General features: G+C 60.1%; 20 protein-coding genes. 1 reads left to right on the forward strand and 19 read right to left on the reverse strand.

What is annotated here, in order from left to right; translation table 11 throughout:
- Positions 1 to 15: 15 nt before the first annotated feature.
- From hisS to trmJ, 16 genes are all read right to left on the reverse strand, one after another.
- The gene (gene hisS, locus JFU04_RS24220; RefSeq protein WP_065908631.1) at positions 16 to 1,305 is read right to left on the reverse strand and encodes a histidine--tRNA ligase; all 1,290 of its coding nucleotides are present in this window, start codon (positions 1,303 to 1,305) and stop codon (positions 16 to 18) included.
- A gap of 23 nt (positions 1,306 to 1,328) precedes the next feature.
- On the reverse strand, positions 1,329 to 2,438 hold the full coding sequence (ispG, locus tag JFU04_RS24225; protein WP_025859271.1) for a flavodoxin-dependent (E)-4-hydroxy-3-methylbut-2-enyl-diphosphate synthase: 1,110 nt from the start codon (positions 2,436 to 2,438) through the stop codon (positions 1,329 to 1,331).
- Positions 2,439 to 2,440: 2 nt separating this feature from the next.
- Complete coding sequence (locus JFU04_RS24230) at positions 2,441 to 3,448, reverse strand: RodZ domain-containing protein (RefSeq protein WP_106802686.1); 1,008 nt, start codon at positions 3,446 to 3,448, stop codon at positions 2,441 to 2,443.
- A complete protein-coding gene (pilW, locus tag JFU04_RS24235; RefSeq protein WP_065908627.1) occupies positions 3,448 to 4,206 on the reverse strand; it encodes a type IV pilus biogenesis/stability protein PilW in 759 nt (252 codons plus the stop codon). The genes JFU04_RS24230 and pilW overlap by 1 nt, the downstream gene beginning before the upstream one ends.
- Positions 4,207 to 4,218: 12 nt before the next feature.
- A complete protein-coding gene (gene rlmN / locus JFU04_RS24240) occupies positions 4,219 to 5,367 on the reverse strand; it encodes a 23S rRNA (adenine(2503)-C(2))-methyltransferase RlmN (RefSeq protein ID WP_065908625.1) in 1,149 nt (382 codons plus the stop codon).
- Between the two features lie 29 nt (positions 5,368 to 5,396).
- Positions 5,397 to 5,822: a nucleoside-diphosphate kinase gene (ndk, locus tag JFU04_RS24245; protein WP_060754319.1), complete on the reverse strand. Its 426-nt coding sequence runs from the start codon at positions 5,820 to 5,822 to the stop codon at positions 5,397 to 5,399.
- A gap of 92 nt (positions 5,823 to 5,914) precedes the next feature.
- Entirely contained in the window at positions 5,915 to 6,115 is a 201-nt protein-coding gene (gene iscX / locus JFU04_RS24250) for a Fe-S cluster assembly protein IscX (RefSeq protein ID WP_065908623.1), read from the reverse strand.
- Positions 6,116 to 6,129: 14 nt separating this feature from the next.
- The gene (gene fdx / locus JFU04_RS24255; RefSeq protein ID WP_015885743.1) at positions 6,130 to 6,471 is read right to left on the reverse strand and encodes an ISC system 2Fe-2S type ferredoxin; all 342 of its coding nucleotides are present in this window, start codon (positions 6,469 to 6,471) and stop codon (positions 6,130 to 6,132) included.
- Between the two features lie 3 nt (positions 6,472 to 6,474).
- Positions 6,475 to 8,337, reverse strand: a complete 1,863-nt coding sequence (gene hscA / locus JFU04_RS24260) for a Fe-S protein assembly chaperone HscA (protein ID WP_201145834.1) — start codon at positions 8,335 to 8,337, stop codon at positions 6,475 to 6,477.
- 51 nt (positions 8,338 to 8,388) lie between these two features.
- Positions 8,389 to 8,910 carry a co-chaperone HscB gene (hscB, locus tag JFU04_RS24265; RefSeq protein ID WP_106802684.1) on the reverse strand — a complete coding sequence of 174 codons (522 nt, stop codon included), beginning with the start codon at positions 8,908 to 8,910 and terminating at the stop codon, positions 8,389 to 8,391.
- Between the two features lie 8 nt (positions 8,911 to 8,918).
- Positions 8,919 to 9,242, reverse strand: coding sequence for an iron-sulfur cluster assembly protein IscA (gene iscA, locus JFU04_RS24270; RefSeq protein ID WP_003175963.1), 324 nt, complete (start codon positions 9,240 to 9,242; stop codon positions 8,919 to 8,921).
- Between the two features lie 28 nt (positions 9,243 to 9,270).
- Entirely contained in the window at positions 9,271 to 9,657 is a 387-nt protein-coding gene (gene iscU, locus JFU04_RS24275) for a Fe-S cluster assembly scaffold IscU (RefSeq protein ID WP_003209682.1), read from the reverse strand.
- Between the two features lie 99 nt (positions 9,658 to 9,756).
- Positions 9,757 to 10,971 (reverse strand): IscS subfamily cysteine desulfurase, encoded by a 1,215-nt coding sequence (locus JFU04_RS24280; protein ID WP_017530022.1) that lies wholly within the window; start codon positions 10,969 to 10,971, stop codon positions 9,757 to 9,759.
- Between the two features lie 50 nt (positions 10,972 to 11,021).
- On the reverse strand, positions 11,022 to 11,513 hold the full coding sequence (iscR, locus tag JFU04_RS24285; RefSeq protein WP_003194020.1) for a Fe-S cluster assembly transcriptional regulator IscR: 492 nt from the start codon (positions 11,511 to 11,513) through the stop codon (positions 11,022 to 11,024).
- 301 nt (positions 11,514 to 11,814) lie between these two features.
- Positions 11,815 to 12,600, reverse strand: coding sequence for a serine O-acetyltransferase (gene cysE, locus JFU04_RS24290; RefSeq protein ID WP_065908617.1), 786 nt, complete (start codon positions 12,598 to 12,600; stop codon positions 11,815 to 11,817).
- Positions 12,601 to 12,602: 2 nt separating this feature from the next.
- The gene (gene trmJ, locus JFU04_RS24295) at positions 12,603 to 13,373 is read right to left on the reverse strand and encodes a tRNA (cytosine(32)/uridine(32)-2'-O)-methyltransferase TrmJ (protein WP_003210307.1); all 771 of its coding nucleotides are present in this window, start codon (positions 13,371 to 13,373) and stop codon (positions 12,603 to 12,605) included.
- A gap of 145 nt (positions 13,374 to 13,518) precedes the next feature.
- Between trmJ and suhB the strand changes: the two genes are divergently transcribed.
- The gene (gene suhB / locus JFU04_RS24300; protein ID WP_003175971.1) at positions 13,519 to 14,334 is read left to right on the forward strand and encodes a type III secretion system regulator SuhB; all 816 of its coding nucleotides are present in this window, start codon (positions 13,519 to 13,521) and stop codon (positions 14,332 to 14,334) included.
- Positions 14,335 to 14,536: 202 nt separating this feature from the next.
- Here suhB and JFU04_RS24305 read toward each other — a convergent pair whose 3' ends face one another.
- From JFU04_RS24305 to secD, 3 genes are all read right to left on the reverse strand, one after another.
- Positions 14,537 to 15,079, reverse strand: a complete 543-nt coding sequence (locus tag JFU04_RS24305; protein WP_065908615.1) for a glycine zipper 2TM domain-containing protein — start codon at positions 15,077 to 15,079, stop codon at positions 14,537 to 14,539.
- 123 nt (positions 15,080 to 15,202) lie between these two features.
- On the reverse strand, positions 15,203 to 16,117 hold the full coding sequence (gene secF / locus JFU04_RS24310) for a protein translocase subunit SecF (protein ID WP_065908613.1): 915 nt from the start codon (positions 16,115 to 16,117) through the stop codon (positions 15,203 to 15,205).
- Between the two features lie 9 nt (positions 16,118 to 16,126).
- Complete coding sequence (secD, locus tag JFU04_RS24315; RefSeq protein ID WP_106802682.1) at positions 16,127 to 17,995, reverse strand: protein translocase subunit SecD; 1,869 nt, start codon at positions 17,993 to 17,995, stop codon at positions 16,127 to 16,129.
- Between the last annotated feature and the right edge of the window lie 54 nt (positions 17,996 to 18,049).

Consider the following 18,049-nt stretch of genomic DNA (forward strand, 5'->3'; position numbering starts at 1 on the left):
GGCTGTTCGACAGCTTCAACCCTGCACGACGCAGGTGGCCAAGTGCGCGGCGAGCGCATCAAAGGCAATGTTCTGTTGCTCGCCCTGGCCACGCAGGGGTTTGAAACCTATCACTTGCTGGGCCAGCTCGTCATCGCCGAGGATCAGTGCATACAGCGCACCGCTCTTGTCGGCCTTCTTGAACTGGCTCTTGAAGCTGCCGGCGCCGGCATTGATCTGCAGGCGCAGGTTCGGCAGTTGGTCGCGAACCTTTTCGCTCAGGGCCAGGGCTGCCAGTTCGGCCGCCTCGCCGAACGCGCACAGGTACACATCCACCTGACGGGAGATTTCTTCCGGGACCTGCTCCAGGGTTTCCAGCAGCAGGATCAGCCGCTCGATACCCATGGCAAAACCTACACCCGCGGTCGGCTTGCCGCCCATCTGTTCAACCAGGCCGTCGTAACGCCCACCGGCACACACGGTGCCCTGGGCGCCGAGCTTGTCGGTGACCCACTCGAACACGGTCTTGCTGTAGTAATCGAGGCCGCGTACCAGCTTCGGGTTGATCACGTACGGAATCCCGGCCGCCTCCAGGCGAGCCTTGAGGCCCTCGAAGTGGAGTCGGGATTCGTCGTCCAGGTAGTCGGCCATTTTCGGCGCATCAACCAGCACGGCCTGGGTGTCGGCGTTCTTGGTATCAAGGACGCGCAACGGGTTGGTTTTCAGACGGCGCTGGCTGTCTTCATCCAGTTTGTCCAGGTGGGCGGACAGGTATTCGACCAGGGCCTCGCGATAGCGACCGCGCGACTCGCTGGTGCCCAGGCTGTTGAGCTCAAGCTTGACCGCATCGCGGATGCCCAGCAGGCCCCACAGGCGCCAGGTCAGCACGATCAGCTCGGCGTCGATGTCGGGACCGTCGAGGTTGAACACCTCCAGGCCGATCTGGTGGAACTGGCGATAACGGCCTTTCTGCGGGCGCTCGTGGCGGAACATCGGGCCGATGTACCAGAGTTTCTGTGGCTGGCCGCCACCGGTGAGGCCATGCTCGAGCACGGCGCGCACGCACGCGGCTGTGCCTTCCGGACGCAGGGTCAGGGAGTCGCCGTTGCGGTCCTCAAAGGTGTACATCTCTTTTTCGACGATGTCGGTCACTTCACCGATCGAGCGCTTGAACAGCTCGGTGAACTCGACGATCGGCATGCGGATCTGCTTGTAACCGTAGTTATCCAGCAGGCGCGCGACAGTGCTCTCGAAGTAACGCCACAGGGGCGTCTGCTCAGGCAGGATGTCGTTCATGCCACGAATGGCTTGCAGAGACTTGCTCACATCAAATCCTTAAATTCGTTCAATCAGCCGCGCGCGATCAGCGCTGCGTCAGCCGCGACCTTTTCGGCCGCTTTCTCGCGGATCAGTCTTTCGAGCTCATCCACCAGATTGTCATTCGTCAACTTCTGCGACGGCTTGCCGTCGATGTAGATCAGGTTCGGTGTGCCGCCGGTCAAGCCGATGTGCGCCTCTTTGGCTTCACCCGGGCCGTTGACCACACAACCGATTACCGCGACATCCAGCGGCACCAGCAGGTCTTCGAGGCGCCCTTCCAGTTCGTTCATGGTTTTCACCACGTCGAAGTTCTGCCGCGAGCAGCTCGGGCAGGCAATGAAGTTGATGCCACGGGAACGCAAATGCAGGGATTTGAGAATGTCGTAACCGACCTTCACTTCCTCTACCGGGTCTGCCGCGAGGGAGATGCGGATAGTATCGCCAATCCCTTCGGCGAGCAGCATACCGAGACCCACCGCAGATTTCACTGTGCCTGAACGTAAACCACCGGCTTCGGTGATACCCAGGTGCAGCGGCTGCACGATTTCCTTGGCCAGCAGGCGGTAGGCTTCTACGGCCATGAACACGTCGGAGGCCTTTACGCTGACCTTGAAGTCCTGGAAATTCAGGCGTTCAAGGTGTTCAACATGGCGCAGCGCCGATTCAACCAGCGCCGCCGGGGTCGGCTCGCCGTATTTCTTTTGCAGGTCTTTTTCCAGGGAGCCGGCGTTGACGCCGATGCGGATCGGAATGCCGCGATCACGCGCCGCATCCACCACGGCACGCACACGGTCTTCGCGACCGATGTTGCCCGGGTTGATACGCAGGCAGTCCACACCCAGTTCGGCTACGCGCAGTGCGATCTTGTAGTCGAAGTGAATGTCGGCCACCAACGGCACCTTGACCAGTTGCTTGATACGACCGAAGGCTTCGGCAGCGTCCATGTCCGGCACGGATACCCGCACGATGTCCACGCCGGCCGCTTCCAGACGGTTGATCTGGGCGACGGTGGCGGCCACGTCATTGGTGTCGCTGTTGGTCATGCTCTGTACCGCGATGGGGGCATCGCCGCCCACCGGCACCGAGCCGACCCAGATCTTGCGCGATACGCGACGTTTGATTGGAGATTCGCCGTGCATGACTATTGTCCCAACTTGAGGCGAGCGGTCTCGCCACTGGTGAACGGCGCCACGTCCACAGGCTGGCCGTTGTAGGCCACTTGCGCGCCACGGGCAAAGCCCAGACGCAGCGTCAAAGGAGGCTTGCCGCCTTGGTCAAGAGTATCTCCCTTACGCTTCAGACCGCTAAACAGCACTTTGCCATTGCCATCGGTGACCTGCGTCCAGCAGTCAGCGATGAAGGTGATCTGTACGCGCCCATCACCCGCGATCAATGCCGGGGCGGTAGGCGGTGAAATCGCAGGCGCTGCCGGAGTGGCCGGCGTTGGGGCCGCTGGCGCCTGCGCCGGAGTCGCTGGAGTGTGCGCCTGGGCGGCCGGAGCTGCCGGCGTGTGAGCGGGTGCAGACGGCGTCGCAGGTGCTGGTACGGCAGCGGTTGCGGCAGGTGCGGTTTCTGCTGCTGGCGGCTCAGTGGCAACCGGCGCTTCAGGCGCGGCCTGGCTCTCAGCCACAGCCTGGTCCTCTGGCTCATCGAGCGGGTGAATCTGGGTGGTGCCGTCGGCGCTTTCGACTTCGACGTGCTCCATGGCGTTGCTGGTCAGGTCCTTGGAGCGCTGGGAAGTCTGGTCTTGCCACCAGACAAACCCGCCGCCAATGACAGCGATCAGCAGCAACAGGCTGACAATGCGTAAAATCGTGTGGGAAACCCGCACCGGCTCTTCGATGCGGCCCAGGCCGTGGACATTGCTGCCCTGGGAGTCGGTGCCGGTGAACTGGTCGAATTCCTGGACCAATACGGCTTGGTCGATCCCCAGCAGCTTGGCGTAGGCGCGGATGTAGCCGCGGGCGAAGGTATGCCCAGGCAGCTTGTCGAACGCGCCGGCTTCCAGGTTGCCCAGGGAGGTGGTGGTCAAATTGAGCTTGAGGGCCACTTCCGCCAACGACCAACCATTGCTTTCGCGGGCCTGACGCAAGGTGTCGCCTGGGTTTACGCGATTAGCTGCTACAACTTCCGGGTGCGCCGCTTTCATCATTGCTCCGACAGGTATTGCTGATATTCCGGCGTACCGGGATAGAGTCGTTCGAGTTGCTGGCCAAAACGTGCGGCCGTGTCGCGTTCTTCATGAACCGTCGCCAGGCGCACACCGAGCAATAGACTACGTGCATTTTGCCCGCTGAGCAGGCTAAAACGCTCGTAATAGTCACGTGCCGGCACATAATGCCTGTCTTCGTAGGACAACTCAGCCATTTCGAGCAACGCGCGTGGCTGACGACCGTTCAAGTGCAGGGCTTTTTCCAGTTGCTGGCGTGCGCTGTCGCGCTGGCCGAGGCGCATCGAGGTCACCCCAAGGTTCTCGAACACCCGCGAGCGTTCAGGATAGAGGGTATCGGCGCTGGCTTGCTGGAAATTAACGGCTGCCTGGTCATAACGTTGCTGCGCGAACAGGAAGCTGCCGTAATTGTTCAGCAACCTCGGATCGGCAGGCCGGACGGCCAGGGCTTTGTTGAAATACTGATCGGCCAGTTCAGGCTCGGCCTGGGCCTGGAATACCAGGGCCAATGCCGCGTTGACGTCGGCATCGTCGCTGTCCAGCGCCAGGGCCTTTTTCAATGGCACCTTGGCCTGTTCGCTCATGCCTTGCTGCAGGTACCCCAACCCCAGTTGCACATAGGCAACTCGCGCCGCGTCACGGCCTTTACCGGTTTGCAACGGGCTTTCATGTCCCGATGAAACACATCCGGCCGCAAGGCCGGTCACCAGTAAAAGCAGCGCAAGGCGCAAGGGCATAGAGATCCTCTCTCAGTTTCGATTCGCAGCGCTTTGTGGCATATCGTCGGCGGCGCTCAGTTCGCGCACCGCGATATAACGTTCGCTGCGACGGGTGCGATCCAGCACCTGTCCTACCAATTGGCCACAGGCGGCGTCGATGTCTTCACCACGGGTGGTGCGTACGGTGACGTTGTAGCCGGCCTGGTGCAGTTGATCCTGGAAACGGCGGATGGCGTTGTTGCTCGGCCGCTCGTAGCCAGAATGTGGAAACGGGTTGAACGGAATCAGGTTGATCTTGCACGGGATGTTCTTGAGCAACTCGATCATCTCGACCGCGTGTTCGACCTTGTCGTTGATGTCCTTGAGCAGGGTGTACTCAATGGTCAGCACGCGCTTTTCGCCCAGGGACGACATGTAGCGCTGGCAAGACTCGAGCAGCATCTTAAGCGGATACTTCTTGTTGATCGGCACCAATTGGTTACGCAATGCGTCATTGGGTGCGTGCAGCGACAACGCCAGGGAGACGTCGATGTGCTTGGACAACTCATCGATCATCGGCACCACGCCGGAGGTCGACAGGGTCACACGGCGCTTGGAGATGCCGTAGCCCAGGTCGTCCATCATCAGATGCATGGCCGAAACGACGTTGTCGAAGTTCAGCAGCGGCTCACCCATGCCCATCATCACCACGTTGGTGATGGCACGGTCGACGGTTGCCGGGACGCTGCCGAAAGATTTGTTGGCAATCCACACCTGGCCGATGACTTCGGCGGCGGTGAGGTTGCTATTGAAGCCTTGCTTGCCGGTGGAGCAGAAACTGCAGTCCAGGGCACAGCCTGCCTGGGACGAAACGCACAAGGTGCCGCGTTTGCCCTGGGGAATGTACACGGTCTCGACACAGCTGCCGGACGCCACGCGGACCACCCATTTACGGGTGCCGTCGCTGGAGATGTCCTCGCTGACCACTTCCGGACCACGCACTTCAGCAATAGCCTTGAGCTTGTCGCGCAAAGCCTTGCTGACGTTCGTCATGGCGTCGAAATCGTCGACGCCAAAGTGGTGAATCCACTTCATTACCTGACCGGCACGGAAACGCTTCTCCCCGATTGAGTCGAAGAATTTTTCCATTTCCTGTTGAGTCAGACCCAGCAGGTTGGTTTTAACAGTCGATGTAGTCATGGATTCACCCTCACTCTTTAAGCCGATGCTTAGCGAGCGGTTACTTCAGTAGCAGCGAAAAAGTAAGCGATTTCGCGAGCAGCAGCGGCTTCGGAGTCCGAACCGTGTACAGCGTTGGCGTCGATGGACTCAGCGAAATCAGCACGGATGGTGCCGGCAGCTGCTTCTTTAGGGTTGGTAGCGCCCATCAGCTCACGGTTCAGAGCGATAGCGTTTTCGCCTTCCAGGACCTGAACAACAACAGGACCGGAGATCATGAAGGCAACCAGGTCGCCGAAGAAGCCACGAGCGCTGTGCTCAGCGTAGAAGCCTTCAGCTTCAGCTTTGGACAGTTGCTTGAGTTTCGAAGCTACAACCTTCAGGCCGGCTTTTTCGAAACGAGTGGTGATCTCGCCGATGACGTTTTTTGCAACAGCGTCAGGCTTGATGATGGAGAAAGTACGTTGAACAGCCATGGTGTAACTCCAGAAACGGTAATTTACGAAAAATTAAACCCGCGAATTATACGCGGGTTATTGGGTATTGCCTAACTGCGTAAAAAGGCGGTTCAGTCTGCTTCTTCGATCCACAGGCCTTGAATCGCCTCCAGAACCTTTTCGCCACCCCGGTCGGGGATGTCGTCGAAGTCCGGCAGCTCCATCACCAGATTGCGCAGCTTGACGAAGTTGACCGTCAGAGGATTGACCTCCGGGTGAGCTTGCGCAAGTTGTATAGCGATCTCTTGTACATCAACCCATTTCAGGCTCATGACATTTCCTTGAATCAATGCGGCGCTTCGGCTGCATGGTTGAGGGAATATTTCGGGATTTCGACGGTGATGTCTTCAGTTCCGACCTTTGCCTGACAGCTTAGGCGAGAAGTCGCCTCCAGGCCCCAGGCGCGGTCCAGAAAGTCCTCTTCGAGCTCATCCGCTTCTTCCAGGGAGTTGAAGCCCTCGCGAATCACGCAGTGGCAGGTGGTGCAGGCGCACACACCGCCACAGGCGCTTTCGATCTCGATGTGGTTGTCATGGGCAACTTCGAGGATGGACTTGCCGGTCTCAGCCTCCACGACCATACCGTCCGGGCAATGCTCGGCGTGTGGCAGAAAAATGACCTGCGGCATTAATTATTCCTCGATTTCATTCAGGTTGCGCCCGGCCAGTGCGGCTTTCACCGTCTGATCCATGCGCCGGGCGGCAAACGCATCCGTGACCTGCGACAAGCGCTTGGTCTGCTGCTCGATGGCGTAACCATCGTTGCCTTTCATCAGTTCAGCCAGCTCCTGCATTTGCAGGTCGATGACCATGCGCTCTTCGGCATCCAACAGGCGCTCGCCATCCGCCTCAAGGGCGCCCTGCACCGCTTCGAGCAGGCGCTGGGCATCCACTTGCTGCTCACGCAATACGCGGGCGACCTTGTCGTCACCGGCATATTGGAACGAGTCCTTAAGCATCTTGGCGATTTCGCCGTCGGTCAGGCCGTAGGACGGCTTGACCTGGATGCTGGCTTCGACGCCGGACGCGAGTTCGCGCGCAGCGACACTGAGCAGGCCATCGGCGTCGACCTGGAAGGTCACGCGAATCTTCGCCGCACCGGCCACCATCGCCGGAATGCCGCGCAATTCAAAGCGCGCGAGGGAGCGGCAATCGCTGATCAACTCGCGCTCGCCTTGCAGCACATGAATCATCATGGCCGTCTGGCCATCTTTGTAAGTAGTGAAGTCCTGGGCGCGGGCAACGGGGATGGTGGTATTACGTGGAATCACCTTCTCCATCAGGCCGCCCATGGTTTCCAGGCCTAGGGACAGCGGAATCACGTCGAGCAGCAGCAATTCGCCACCATCGCGCTTGTTCCCAGCCAGGGTATCGGCCTGGATCGCAGCACCAATGGCGACTACCTGATCCGGGTCGATTTCAGTCAGCGGCTGGCGACCAAAGGCTTCGGCCACGGCCTCGCGAACGCGCGGCACACGGGTGGAACCACCCACCATGACCACGGCACCGACGTCTTCCAGCTCAATGCCGGAATCACGCACGGCGCGACGGCAAGCCTTGAGGCTGCGGGCGACCATCGGTTCGATCAACGCATCGAAGGCTTCGCGGGTCAGTTGCGCCGACCAAGTGCCGTAGGACACTTCAACGGAGGCGGCATCAGTCAGCGCTTCCTTGGCCGCACAGGCGGTTTGCAACAGGTTGCGTTGCGCGCCCGGATCCAGGTCAGCCGACAAGCCGGCGCTGGTGATGATCCAGCCCGCAATGGCGTGGTCGAAGTCATCGCCGCCCAGGGCGCTGTCGCCGCCGGTGGCCAGCACTTCGAAGACACCGCCGGTCAGGCGCAGGATCGAAATATCAAAGGTGCCGCCGCCCAGGTCATAAATAGCGACCAGGCCTTCTGCGTGCTGATCCAGGCCATAGGCCACGGCCGCCGCAGTCGGCTCGTTGAGCAGGCGCAGCACGTTGAGGCCGGCGAGTTTCGCCGCGTCCTTGGTGGCTTGACGCTGAGCATCATCGAAATACGCCGGAACGGTGATCACCGCACCCACCAGTTCGCCGCCCAAGGTGGATTCCGCACGCTGGCGCAGCACCTTGAGGATATCGGCCGACACTTCCACCGGGCTCTTCGGCCCCTGGACAGTGTCGATGAACGGCATATGGGATTCGCCACCGACAAAGCGGTACGGCAACTGGTCGCCCAATTGCTTGACGTCGGACAGACCACGACCCATCAAGCGCTTGACCGACAGCACGGTGTTCAAGGGATCGGTCGACGCGGCCAGCTTGGCCGACTCGCCCACTTCGGTGCGATCAGCGTGATAGCGCACGGCGGACGGCAGGATCACCTGGCCATCGGCGTCGGGCAGCGGCTCGGACAGGCCGCTGCGCAAGGCAGCAACCAGGGAATTGGTGGTGCCCAGGTCAATCCCCACCGCCAGGCGACGCTGGTGCGGTTGAGGGCTTTGGCCGGGTTCGGCGATTTGCAGTAGAGCCATGGTAATCAGGTCTTATCTGTCTATCAGGCGTGCATCACGGGCAGCACTGGGTTAATCGTCGAGGCGCTCTTCTAACTGGCGCACTTCGTAGGTGAGCTTGTCGAGGAACTGCATGCGCCGCATCAGGCGTTCGGCCTGTTCGCGTTGCGCAGCATCGTTCCAACAGGCTGCGAAGCTTTCGTTGAGCTCATCCTGGGCCGTTTTCAGACGACGCTTGAAGACCGCGACACCCGCCAGATCGGCTTCGTCCTGCAAGTCTTCAAGCTCTTCGCGCCACTGCATCTGCTGCATCAGGAAGTCCGGGTCGTGCACCGTGACTTCCAGCGGCAACTCGCCACCGTTCATCGCGAGCAGGTAACGCGCGCGTTTCGGAGGGCTTTTGAGCGTCTGATAGGCTTCGTTGAGGCTGGCCGATTGCTCCAGGGCCTGGCGTTGCTCACGCTCGGAAGCGTCAGCGAAGCGGTCCGGGTGCACGCCACGCGCCAATTCACGGTAGCGCGTGGCCAGCTGTTCGAGGTCCAGCCGGAAACTCGGCTGCAGCTCGAATAAAGCGAAATGACAAGGAGTACCCACGAATAGCCTCAGATGTTGAAGCTTTCGCCGCAGCCACATTCACCGCGCACGTTGGGGTTGTTGAACTTGAAGCCTTCGTTCAACCCTTCCTTGACGAAATCGAGTTCGGTGCCGTCCAGGTAGGTCAGGCTCTTGGGGTCGATAATCACTTTCTCGCCGTGACTTTCGAACACCTGGTCTTCCGCAACCACCTCGTCGACAAACTCCAGCACGTAGGCAAGGCCGGAACAGCCCGTGGTGCGAACACCCAGACGAATCCCCTCACCTTTACCGCGCCCATTCAGGGAGCGGCGAATGTGCTGCGCAGCCGCTTCTGTCATGCTGATAGCCATCGTTGACTCCTTACTCGTCGCCAAATGCTTAGATCAAGCCTTTCTTCTGCTTGTAGTCGCGAACAGCCGCCTTGATGGCGTCTTCAGCGAGTACCGAGCAGTGAATTTTCACCGGCGGCAGGGCCAGTTCTTCGGCCAGCTGGGTGTTGCTGATGGTGACAGCCTCATCCAGGGTCTTGCCTTTCATCCACTCGGTAGCGAGGGAGCTGGAGGCAATGGCGGAACCGCAGCCATATGTCTTGAATTTGGCGTCTTCGATAACGCCAGCTTCGTTAACCTTGATTTGCAGGCGCATCACATCGCCGCACGCCGGAGCGCCGACCATGCCGGTGCCGACATCAGGGTCTTCCGCGTTCATCTTGCCGACGTTGCGCGGGTTTTCGTAGTGGTCGATGACCTTTTCGCTGTAAGCCATGGTACTGAATCCTCACTCATCAGGGCCGCTCTGGAACCCTGTAAAAACGCCTGCGTTTTCCGCCACGTTCCTACAGAGCTTGGGTGGCGGCTTCTATATTTAGTGTGCCGCCCACTCGATCTTGGAAATATCGACACCGTCTTTGTACATGTCCCACAGCGGCGACAAAACGCGCAGCTTGTTGACGGCCTCGCAGACTTTCTGCGCGGCGTAGTCGACTTGTTCTTCGGTGGTGAAGCGGCCGAACGTAAAGCGGATCGAGCTATGTGCCAGTTCGTCGTTGCGGCCCAGGGCGCGCAGGACATACGAAGGCTCAAGCGAGGCCGAGGTGCAGGCCGAACCGGACGAAACCGCCAGGTCCTTGAGTGCCATGATCAGCGACTCGCCTTCGACGTAGTTGAAGCTCAAATTCAGGTTGTGCGGTACACGGGCGGTCATGCTGCCGTTGATGTACAGCTCTTCAAGGTTCTCGACCTGCTTGTAGAAGCGATCGCTGAGGGCCTTGATGCGCACGTTTTCGGCAGCCATGTCTTCCTTGGCTACGCGGAAAGCTTCGCCCATGCCGACGATCTGGTGGGTCGCCAGGGTGCCCGAACGCATGCCGCGCTCGTGACCGCCGCCGTGCATGGTGGCTTCGATACGCACACGAGGCTTGCGGCTCACGTAGAGCGCGCCGATGCCTTTAGGGCCGTAGGTCTTGTGGGCAGAGAACGACATCAGGTCGACTTTCAGTTTCGACAGGTCGATGTCGACCTTGCCGGTGGACTGGGCAGCGTCGACGTGCAGCAGGATGCCCTTGGAACGGGTCAGCTCGCCAATGGCCGCGATGTCGTTGATGGTGCCGATTTCGTTGTTCACGTGGATCACGGAAACCAGGATGGTGTCTTCACGCAGCGCGGCCTCGATCATGGCCGGGGTGACGATACCGTCGGTGGTTGGCTCGAGGTAGGTCACCTCGAAACCCTCACGCTCCAGTTGGCGCATGGTGTCGAGGACAGCCTTGTGCTCAATCTTGGTGGTGATCAGGTGCTTGCCCTTGGTCGCATAGAAATGCGCCGCGCCCTTGATTGCCAGGTTGTCGGACTCGGTGGCACCGGAGGTCCAGACGATTTCACGCGGGTCTGCACCCACCAGGTCGGCGACCTGGCGACGAGCGTTCTCGACCGCTTCCTCGGCTTTCCAGCCGAATACGTGGGAACGGGAGGCCGGGTTGCCGAAGTTTCCGTCAACCAGCAGGCATTCACTCATCTTTTGCGCGACACGCGGATCAACCGGGGTGGTCGCTGAGTAATCAAGGTAAATCGGCAATTTCATGGACTTTCTCCTAAATCAGGCTGGCTGGCGTGCCGTTAGCTCTTCGGCTGTCACTCGACGGCGGACGCTTCAATCTTGTCCAGACGCGGCGCCTTGGTGTTGCAACGGCGCTGGTCCTGACGCTGGGCTACTTCTTGCACCTCACGGCGAGTCACAAGATCAGCCAAGCTGATACCACTCAAAAACTCATGGATCTGCAGGCTCAAGTCGCACCACAGGTGGTGCGTCAGGCAGGTGTCGCCGGCGTGGCAATCACCCAGACCCTGGCATTTGGTTGCATCGACGGATTCGTTCACCGCGTCGATGACCTGGGCTACCTGGATGCCCTGCATGTCGCGGGACAGTTGATAGCCGCCGCCCGGCCCACGCACGCTGGAAACCAGGTTGCTGCGGCGCAACTTGGCGAACAGTTGCTCGAGGTAGGACAGGGAAATGCCTTGGCGCTCGGAGATATCGGCCAGGGACACCGGCCCAGTTTGCGCGTGCAAGGCCAGGTCAAGCATGGCGGTCACCGCGTATCGGCCTTTTGTAGTCAGTCTCATGGACAAGTACCAAGGTGTTTCAGAATGGGAGCAAGTATGCGATTCCCGAGTATTTAAGTCAACTATAAGACCTAGTACTTTAGTCAGGATTACCCGTAAAAAGGGCGCGCGAATCATAGCAGGATGGGGTGGGGACGACCAGCAGGAACAAGGTCAACGCCCGACCTCATGACCAATGGAGATCAAATGTGGGAGCTGGCTTGCCTGCGATTGGCGGTGGATCAGCAGCTCAAGGGGTAGCTGGCAGACCGCTATCACCGGCAAGCCAGCTCCCACAGGAGAGTTCTATCAACCGTAATATCTAGCCTGCCTTGGTGGCCGACGCTTCGTCTTTGATCTCGGCGAAGTCTTCTTCGCGCAACTCAGGCAGATCTTTCGCACAGTAAGGGCTGCCCAGATCCTTCAGCGCACCGCACATGCCCTCCAGCTTGCCATCTACGGCCTGCAGATGATCGAGCAACTGGCCGATAGCGCGCGCCACCGGGTCCGGCATGTCTTCGCTGACGCCGTAGGCATCGAAGCCGATCTTCTCGGCCATGGCCTTGCGCTTGGCTTCCTGCTCGTCACCGACTTCCGGCTTGACGATGATCCGCCCCGGAATGCCGACCACGGTTGCGCCGGCCGGTACCGCCTTGGTCACCACCGCATTGGAGCCGACCTTGGCGCCCGCGCCGACCGTGAACGGGCCCAGCACCTTGGCGCCCGCTCCGACCACCACGCCATCTTCGAGGGTTGGGTGGCGCTTGCCTTTGTTCCAGCTGGTACCACCGAGGGTCACGCCCTGGTAGAGGGTTACGTCATCCCCAATTTCAGCCGTCTCGCCGATCACAATGCCCATGCCATGGTCGATAAAGAAGCGACGCCCGACCTTGGCCCCCGGGTGGATTTCGATCCCGGTCAGCCAGCGACCGAAGTTCGACACCAGCCGCGCCAGCCATTTCCAGCCCATGCCCCACAGGGCGCCGGACAGGCGATGGATCCAGATTGCATGCATGCCCGGGTAGCACGTCAGCACTTCAAAGGCGTTGCGCGCCGCCGGGTCACGGTGGAAAACACTCTGGATATCTTCTCGCAAACGCTCGAACATTTTTAATCCTTCCGCTTAAGAAGCTCGCCACGGGCCGCTTTCTGGGTTTCCGTGAGGATGCCACGCAATATATTCATTTCCGCCCGGCTGACCGAGCTGCGTCCGTACAACCGACGCAGGCGCGCCATCAAGTGCCGTGGCTTTTCCGGATCGAGGAACTCAATGGCCACCAGGGTTTGCTCCAGGTGTTCATAGAATCGCTCCAGCTCGTCCATGGTGGCCAACTCGCCACTCTTGGTCGACGCCACTTCGTCCTTCTCGACCTTGCTCGGCTGCCCTTCTGCGGCCAGCCAGGCCATGCGCACTTCATAACTCAACACCTGCACCGCTGCCCCGAGGTTCAGCGAGCTGAACTCGGGGTCTGATGGAATGTGCACGTGGTAATGACATCGCTGCAGCTCTTCATTGGTGAGGCCGGAATCTTCACGGCCAAACACCAGCGCGATCTCAGCGCCGCCAGCCGCCTCTTCCACGACCTTGGTCCCGCACTCGCGCGGATCCAGCAGCGGCCAGGGAATGCGGCGATCGCGAGCACTGGTGCCGAGCACCAGGTTGCAACCGACCAGGGCATCTTCCAAGGTGGCGACGACCTGGGCCTTTTCGAGGATGTCATTGGCGCCGGACGCACGGGCATCAGCCTCGTGATGGGGGAACACGCGCGGTTCGACCAGCACCAGGCGCGTCAGCCCCATGTTTTTCATGGCTCGCGCCACCCCGCCGATGTTGCCGGGATGACTGGTATTGACCAAGACGACACGAATGTTTTGCAGCAAGGGAGGCGCTCTCGGACACGGGAAAGGGGAGCAAATCTTACAGAACAGCCTAAGGTTATGCCATGAAAGCTAACGTCGTCCTTCACCTGAAGAAAGTTTCTGCTAGAATGCCCGGCTTTCTTTAACAACCTTAGGTGACACATCCATGCAGCCCATGCTGAATATCGCGCTGCGCGCCGCCCGCAGCGCCAGTGAATTGATCTTCCGCTCCATCGAGCGCCTGGATACCATCAAGGTCGACGAAAAAGACGCCAAGGATTATGTATCCGAGGTGGATCGCGCCGCCGAACAGAAAATCATCGACGCCCTGCGCAAGGCCTACCCTACCCACGGCATCCTCGGTGAAGAAACCGGCCTGCACAAAGGTAGCGGCGAAGGCGAAGACTACCTGTGGATCATCGACCCACTGGATGGCACCACCAACTTCCTGCGCGGCATCCCACACTTTGCTGTGAGCATTGCCTGCAAATACCGTGGCCGCCTGGAACACGCCGTCGTACTCGACCCGGTTCGCCAGGAAGAATTCACCGCCAGCCGTGGCCGTGGCGCCCAGTTGAATGGTCGTCGCCTGCGTGTCAGCGGCCGTACCAGCCTGGACGGCGCCCTGCTCGGCACCGGCTTCCCGTTCCGTGACGACCAGATGGACAACCTGGAAAACTACCTGGGCATGTTCCGCGCCCTGGTTGGCCAGACCGCCGGCATCCGCCGCGCCGGTGCCGCCAGCCTGGACCTGGCCTATGTGGCCGCAGGTCGTTTTGATGCGTTCTGGGAATCGGGCCTGTCCGAGTGGGACATGGCTGCAGGCGCCCTGCTGATCCAGGAAGCAGGCGGCCTGGTGAGCGACTTCACCGGCGGTCACGACTTCCTTGAGAAAGGCCATGTGGTTGCCGGCAACACCAAATGCTTCAAGGCAGTACTGACGGCGATCCAGCCGCACCTGCCGGCTTCGCTGAAACGCTAAGCGAGCGGGCACAAAAAAGCACCCCGAGGGGTGCTTTTTTATGCCTGGGATTTGGGGCAAACCCAGTACCACTGACTCAACCACAATCCAATGCAGGAGCTGGCTTGCCTCCGATTGCGGTCAGCCAGCTAATCAGCTGCTGACCCAGCGCAATCGAAGGCAAGCCAGCTCCTACATCCTAGACCAGTGCCAGGCTTATGAATTACTGCTGGTTCTGACCCAGGATAAGCCGACCTTCTTTATCGACTGGAATCTGGCCACCCGGATCACGGTCCATGCGTACAGAACCTTCCTTGCCATCCAGGTTGTAACGCACGTCATAACCGACCACCTTGTCGCTGATGTCATTGACGGTGTTACAACGGGTTTGAGTGGTGGTGTAGGTATCGCGGTTCTGCATGCCTTCCTGAACCTTGTTACCGGCGTAACCGCCACCGACCGCGCCGGCTACAGTAGCCAGCTTCTTGCCATTACCGCCACCGACCTGGTTGCCCAACAGGCCACCGGCCAGTGCGCCGACTACCGTGCCGACGATCTGATGTTGATCCTGAACCGGCTTCTGCCGGGTCACTGCGACGTCCTTGCAGACCTCGCGCGGGGTTTTGATCTGGGTTTTTACCGGCTGCACCGCCAGCACTTGCGCATACTCAGGGCCGCTTTTCACCAGGCTGTAGGTGGCAACAGCACCCCCGGCAGTCACACCGACAGCACCCAATACCGCACCAACCAGCAACGACTTGTTCACGTGAACCTCCTGACCATCACAAACGGACCGAAAGATCCGCGCTATACCCAGCCTTGGAGCAAAAAAAAAGGCACGAGTTCAATACTCGTGCCTTCTTTGTAACAGCAGATCAACAAGCGCCCATCAAGGGCGGTCGTCGACCTCCTTGCCAGTCGCAGCAGGAGGGATCAGGTCTTCGCTGTTGAGGTTCAGCCAGATCAGCACCACGTTGGCGATGTAGATCGACGAGTAGGTACCCGCCAGAACGCCGATGAACAGCGCCAGGGAGAAGCCCCACAGGTTGTCGCCGCCGAAGATCATCAGTGCCGCGATCGCCAGCAAGGTGGAGATCGACGTCGCCATGGTCCGCAACAGGGTCTGGGTGGTGGAAACGTTGATGTTCTCGATCAACGACGCCTTGCGCAGTACCCGGAAGTTCTCACGAACCCGGTCGAATACCACGATGGTGTCGTTGAGGGAGTAACCAATGATCGCCAGTACCGCCGCGAGCACGGTCAGGTCGAAGGTGATCTGGAAGTACGCCAGGATGCCCACGGTCACGATCACGTCGTGGATCAGCGACACAATGGCGCCGACACCGAATTTCCACTGAAAGCGGAATGCCAGGTAGATCATGATGCCGACCAGCGCCATCAGCATGCCGAGGCCGCCCTGGTCGCGCAGCTCTTCACCGACCTGCGGGCCCACGAACTCGACGCGCTTGACCGACGCCGGGTTGTCACCGCCGACCTTCTGCAAGGCCTCGGCGACCTGGTGACCCAGTTGCGGGTCTTCGCCCGGCATACGCACCAGCAGGTCGGTGGTGGCACCGAAGCTCTGCACGATGGCTTCGTGATAGCCGGCCTTGACCAGCTCGTTGCGCACCAGGGTGACGTCGGCCGGCTTCTCGTAGGTCAGCTCGATGAGCGTACCGCCGGTGAAGTCCAGACCGTAGTTCAGACCCTTATGGAACCAGCTGAACAACGCCAGAACGGTAAGGAGCACGGTGACGCCGAACGCAACGTTGCGAACGCCCATGAAGTTGATTGTACGTAACATGGCAGCCCCTTAAATCCACAACTTCTTGAAGTCACGCCCGCCAAAGATCAGGTTGACCATTGCGCGGGTCACCATGATGGCCGTGAACATCGAGGTAAAGATACCGAGGGACATGGTCACCGCAAAACCTTTGACCGGGCCGGTGCCCATGGCAAAGAGAATCCCGCCGACCAGCAAGGTGGTCAGGTTGGAGTCGAGAATCGCGGTAAATGCCCGGCCGAAGCCTTCGTTGATTGCACGCTGCACGGTCATGCCGGCGGCGATCTCTTCACGGATCCGCGAGAAGATCAGCACGTTGGCGTCTACCGCCATACCCATGGTGAGTACGATACCGGCGATACCTGGCAGGGTCAGTGTAGCGCCCAGCAGCGACATCAGGGCCAGCAGCATCACCATGTTGCCCGCCAGGGCCACGGTGGCGATGATCCCGAAGAAGCGGTAGATGGCGATGATGAACAGCGACACGAACAGCATGCCCCACAAGGCCGCGTCGATACCCTTGGTGATGTTGTCGGCACCCAGGCTCGGACCGATGGTACGTTCTTCAGCGAAGTACATCGGTGCAGCCAGGCCACCGGCACGCAGCAACAGGGCCAGCTCCGAGGACTCACCCTGGCCGTTCAGGCCAGTGATACGGAATTGAGCACCCAGCGGCGACTGGATGGTCGCCAGGCTGATGATCTTCTTCTCTTCCTTGAAGGTCTGTACCGGCACGTCTTTCTCGACGCCGTTGACGATCTGCTTGGTGTAGGTGGTCACCGGGCGTTGCTCGATGAAGATCACCGCCATGCTGCGACCGACGTTGCTGCGCGTGGCGCGGCTCATCAGTTCGCCGCCGTGGCCATCCAGACGGATGTTCACTTCAGGGGTACCGTGCTCGCCGAAACCGGCCTTGGCGTCAGTCACCTGGTCACCGGTGATGATCAAGCCACGCTCGATCAGCGCTGGAGGACGGTTGCCTTCGCGGAACTCGAACTCTTCGGCAGTCGCGCGGGTAGCACCTGGCTCAGCCGCCAGACGGAATTCCAGGTTGGCAGTCTTGCCCAGGATACGCTTGGCTTCAGCAGTGTCCTGCACGCCCGGCAGCTCAACCACGATGCGGTTGGCACCCTGGCGCTGAACGATCGGCTCGGCCACACCCAGCTCGTTGACGCGGTTACGTACCGTGGTCAAGTTCTGCTTGATGGAGTATTCGCGGATTTCCGCCAGCTTGGCTGGGGTCATCGCCAGACGCAGTACAGCCTGGCCATTGAGGTCAGCCGGCACGATGTCGAAATCGTTGAAATTCTTGCGGATCAGCGCACGGGCCTGTTCGCGCGAAGCTTCGTCAGAGAAGCCCAGCTGGATGGCACCGTTGAGCTGCGGCAGGCTGCGATAACGCAACTTCTCTTTGCGCAGCAGGCTCTTCACGTCGCCTTCGTAGACTTTCAGGCGAGCGTCGAGGGCTTTGTCCATGTCGACTTCCAGCAGGAAGTGCACACCACCGGACAAGTCCAGGCCCAGCTTCATCGGGTGCGCGCCGATCTTGCGCAACCAGGTCGGCGTGGTCTGTGCCAGGTTGAGCGCGACGACGTAGTCATCACCCATGACCTTGCGCACAACGTCTTTGGCCGGCAATTGGTCTTCTGCCTTGGTCAGGCGCAGCAAGCCGCCCTTCGCATCAGCCGCCAACGTTGCCGCTTTAACCTGGATGCCAGCGTCGGTCAGTGCCTTGCTCGCGCGTTCCAGGTCAGCCTGATTGACTTGCAGCGAAGTGCTGGCGCCAGTGATCTGGATCGCCGGGTCATCAGGATAGAGATTGGGAGCGGAATAAATAAAACCGATCGCCAGCACCGCCAGGATCAGTACGTATTTCCACAGAGGGTATTTGTTCAGCATCACGCCGCCCGCTTATAACGCGGGGCGCCTTGCGCGCCCCGTCGATTGGTAAAG

The sequence above is a fragment of the Pseudomonas sp. TH21 genome, assembly GCF_016651025.1.
Lineage (GTDB): Bacteria > Pseudomonadota > Gammaproteobacteria > Pseudomonadales > Pseudomonadaceae > Aquipseudomonas > Aquipseudomonas aylmerensis.

What these genes read in the sequence shown, in the direction of transcription:
- pilW (WP_065908627.1), bottom strand. Translation starts at nt 4,206, where the DNA reads ATGCCCTTGCGCCTTGCGCTGCTTTTACTGGTGACCGGCCTTGCGGCC.
- iscR (WP_003194020.1), bottom strand. Translation starts at nt 11,513, where the DNA reads ATGAGACTGACTACAAAAGGCCGATACGCGGTGACCGCCATGCTTGAC.
- hscA (WP_201145834.1), bottom strand. Translation starts at nt 8,337, where the DNA reads ATGGCTCTACTGCAAATCGCCGAACCCGGCCAAAGCCCTCAACCGCAC.
- ndk (WP_060754319.1), bottom strand. Translation starts at nt 5,822, where the DNA reads ATGGCTGTTCAACGTACTTTCTCCATCATCAAGCCTGACGCTGTTGCA.
- secD (WP_106802682.1), bottom strand. Translation starts at nt 17,995, where the DNA reads ATGCTGAACAAATACCCTCTGTGGAAATACGTACTGATCCTGGCGGTG.
- secF (WP_065908613.1), bottom strand. Translation starts at nt 16,117, where the DNA reads ATGTTACGTACAATCAACTTCATGGGCGTTCGCAACGTTGCGTTCGGC.
- iscA (WP_003175963.1), bottom strand. Translation starts at nt 9,242, where the DNA reads ATGGCTATCAGCATGACAGAAGCGGCTGCGCAGCACATTCGCCGCTCC.
- JFU04_RS24280 (WP_017530022.1), bottom strand. Translation starts at nt 10,971, where the DNA reads ATGAAATTGCCGATTTACCTTGATTACTCAGCGACCACCCCGGTTGAT.
- fdx (WP_015885743.1), bottom strand. Translation starts at nt 6,471, where the DNA reads ATGCCGCAGGTCATTTTTCTGCCACACGCCGAGCATTGCCCGGACGGT.
- cysE (WP_065908617.1), bottom strand. Translation starts at nt 12,600, where the DNA reads ATGTTCGAGCGTTTGCGAGAAGATATCCAGAGTGTTTTCCACCGTGAC.
- iscX (WP_065908623.1), bottom strand. Translation starts at nt 6,115, where the DNA reads ATGAGCCTGAAATGGGTTGATGTACAAGAGATCGCTATACAACTTGCG.
- rlmN (WP_065908625.1), bottom strand. Translation starts at nt 5,367, where the DNA reads ATGACTACATCGACTGTTAAAACCAACCTGCTGGGTCTGACTCAACAG.
- JFU04_RS24230 (WP_106802686.1), bottom strand. Translation starts at nt 3,448, where the DNA reads ATGAAAGCGGCGCACCCGGAAGTTGTAGCAGCTAATCGCGTAAACCCA.
- ispG (WP_025859271.1), bottom strand. Translation starts at nt 2,438, where the DNA reads ATGCACGGCGAATCTCCAATCAAACGTCGCGTATCGCGCAAGATCTGG.
- iscU (WP_003209682.1), bottom strand. Translation starts at nt 9,657, where the DNA reads ATGGCTTACAGCGAAAAGGTCATCGACCACTACGAAAACCCGCGCAAC.
- suhB (WP_003175971.1), top strand. Translation starts at nt 13,519, where the DNA reads ATGCAGCCCATGCTGAATATCGCGCTGCGCGCCGCCCGCAGCGCCAGT.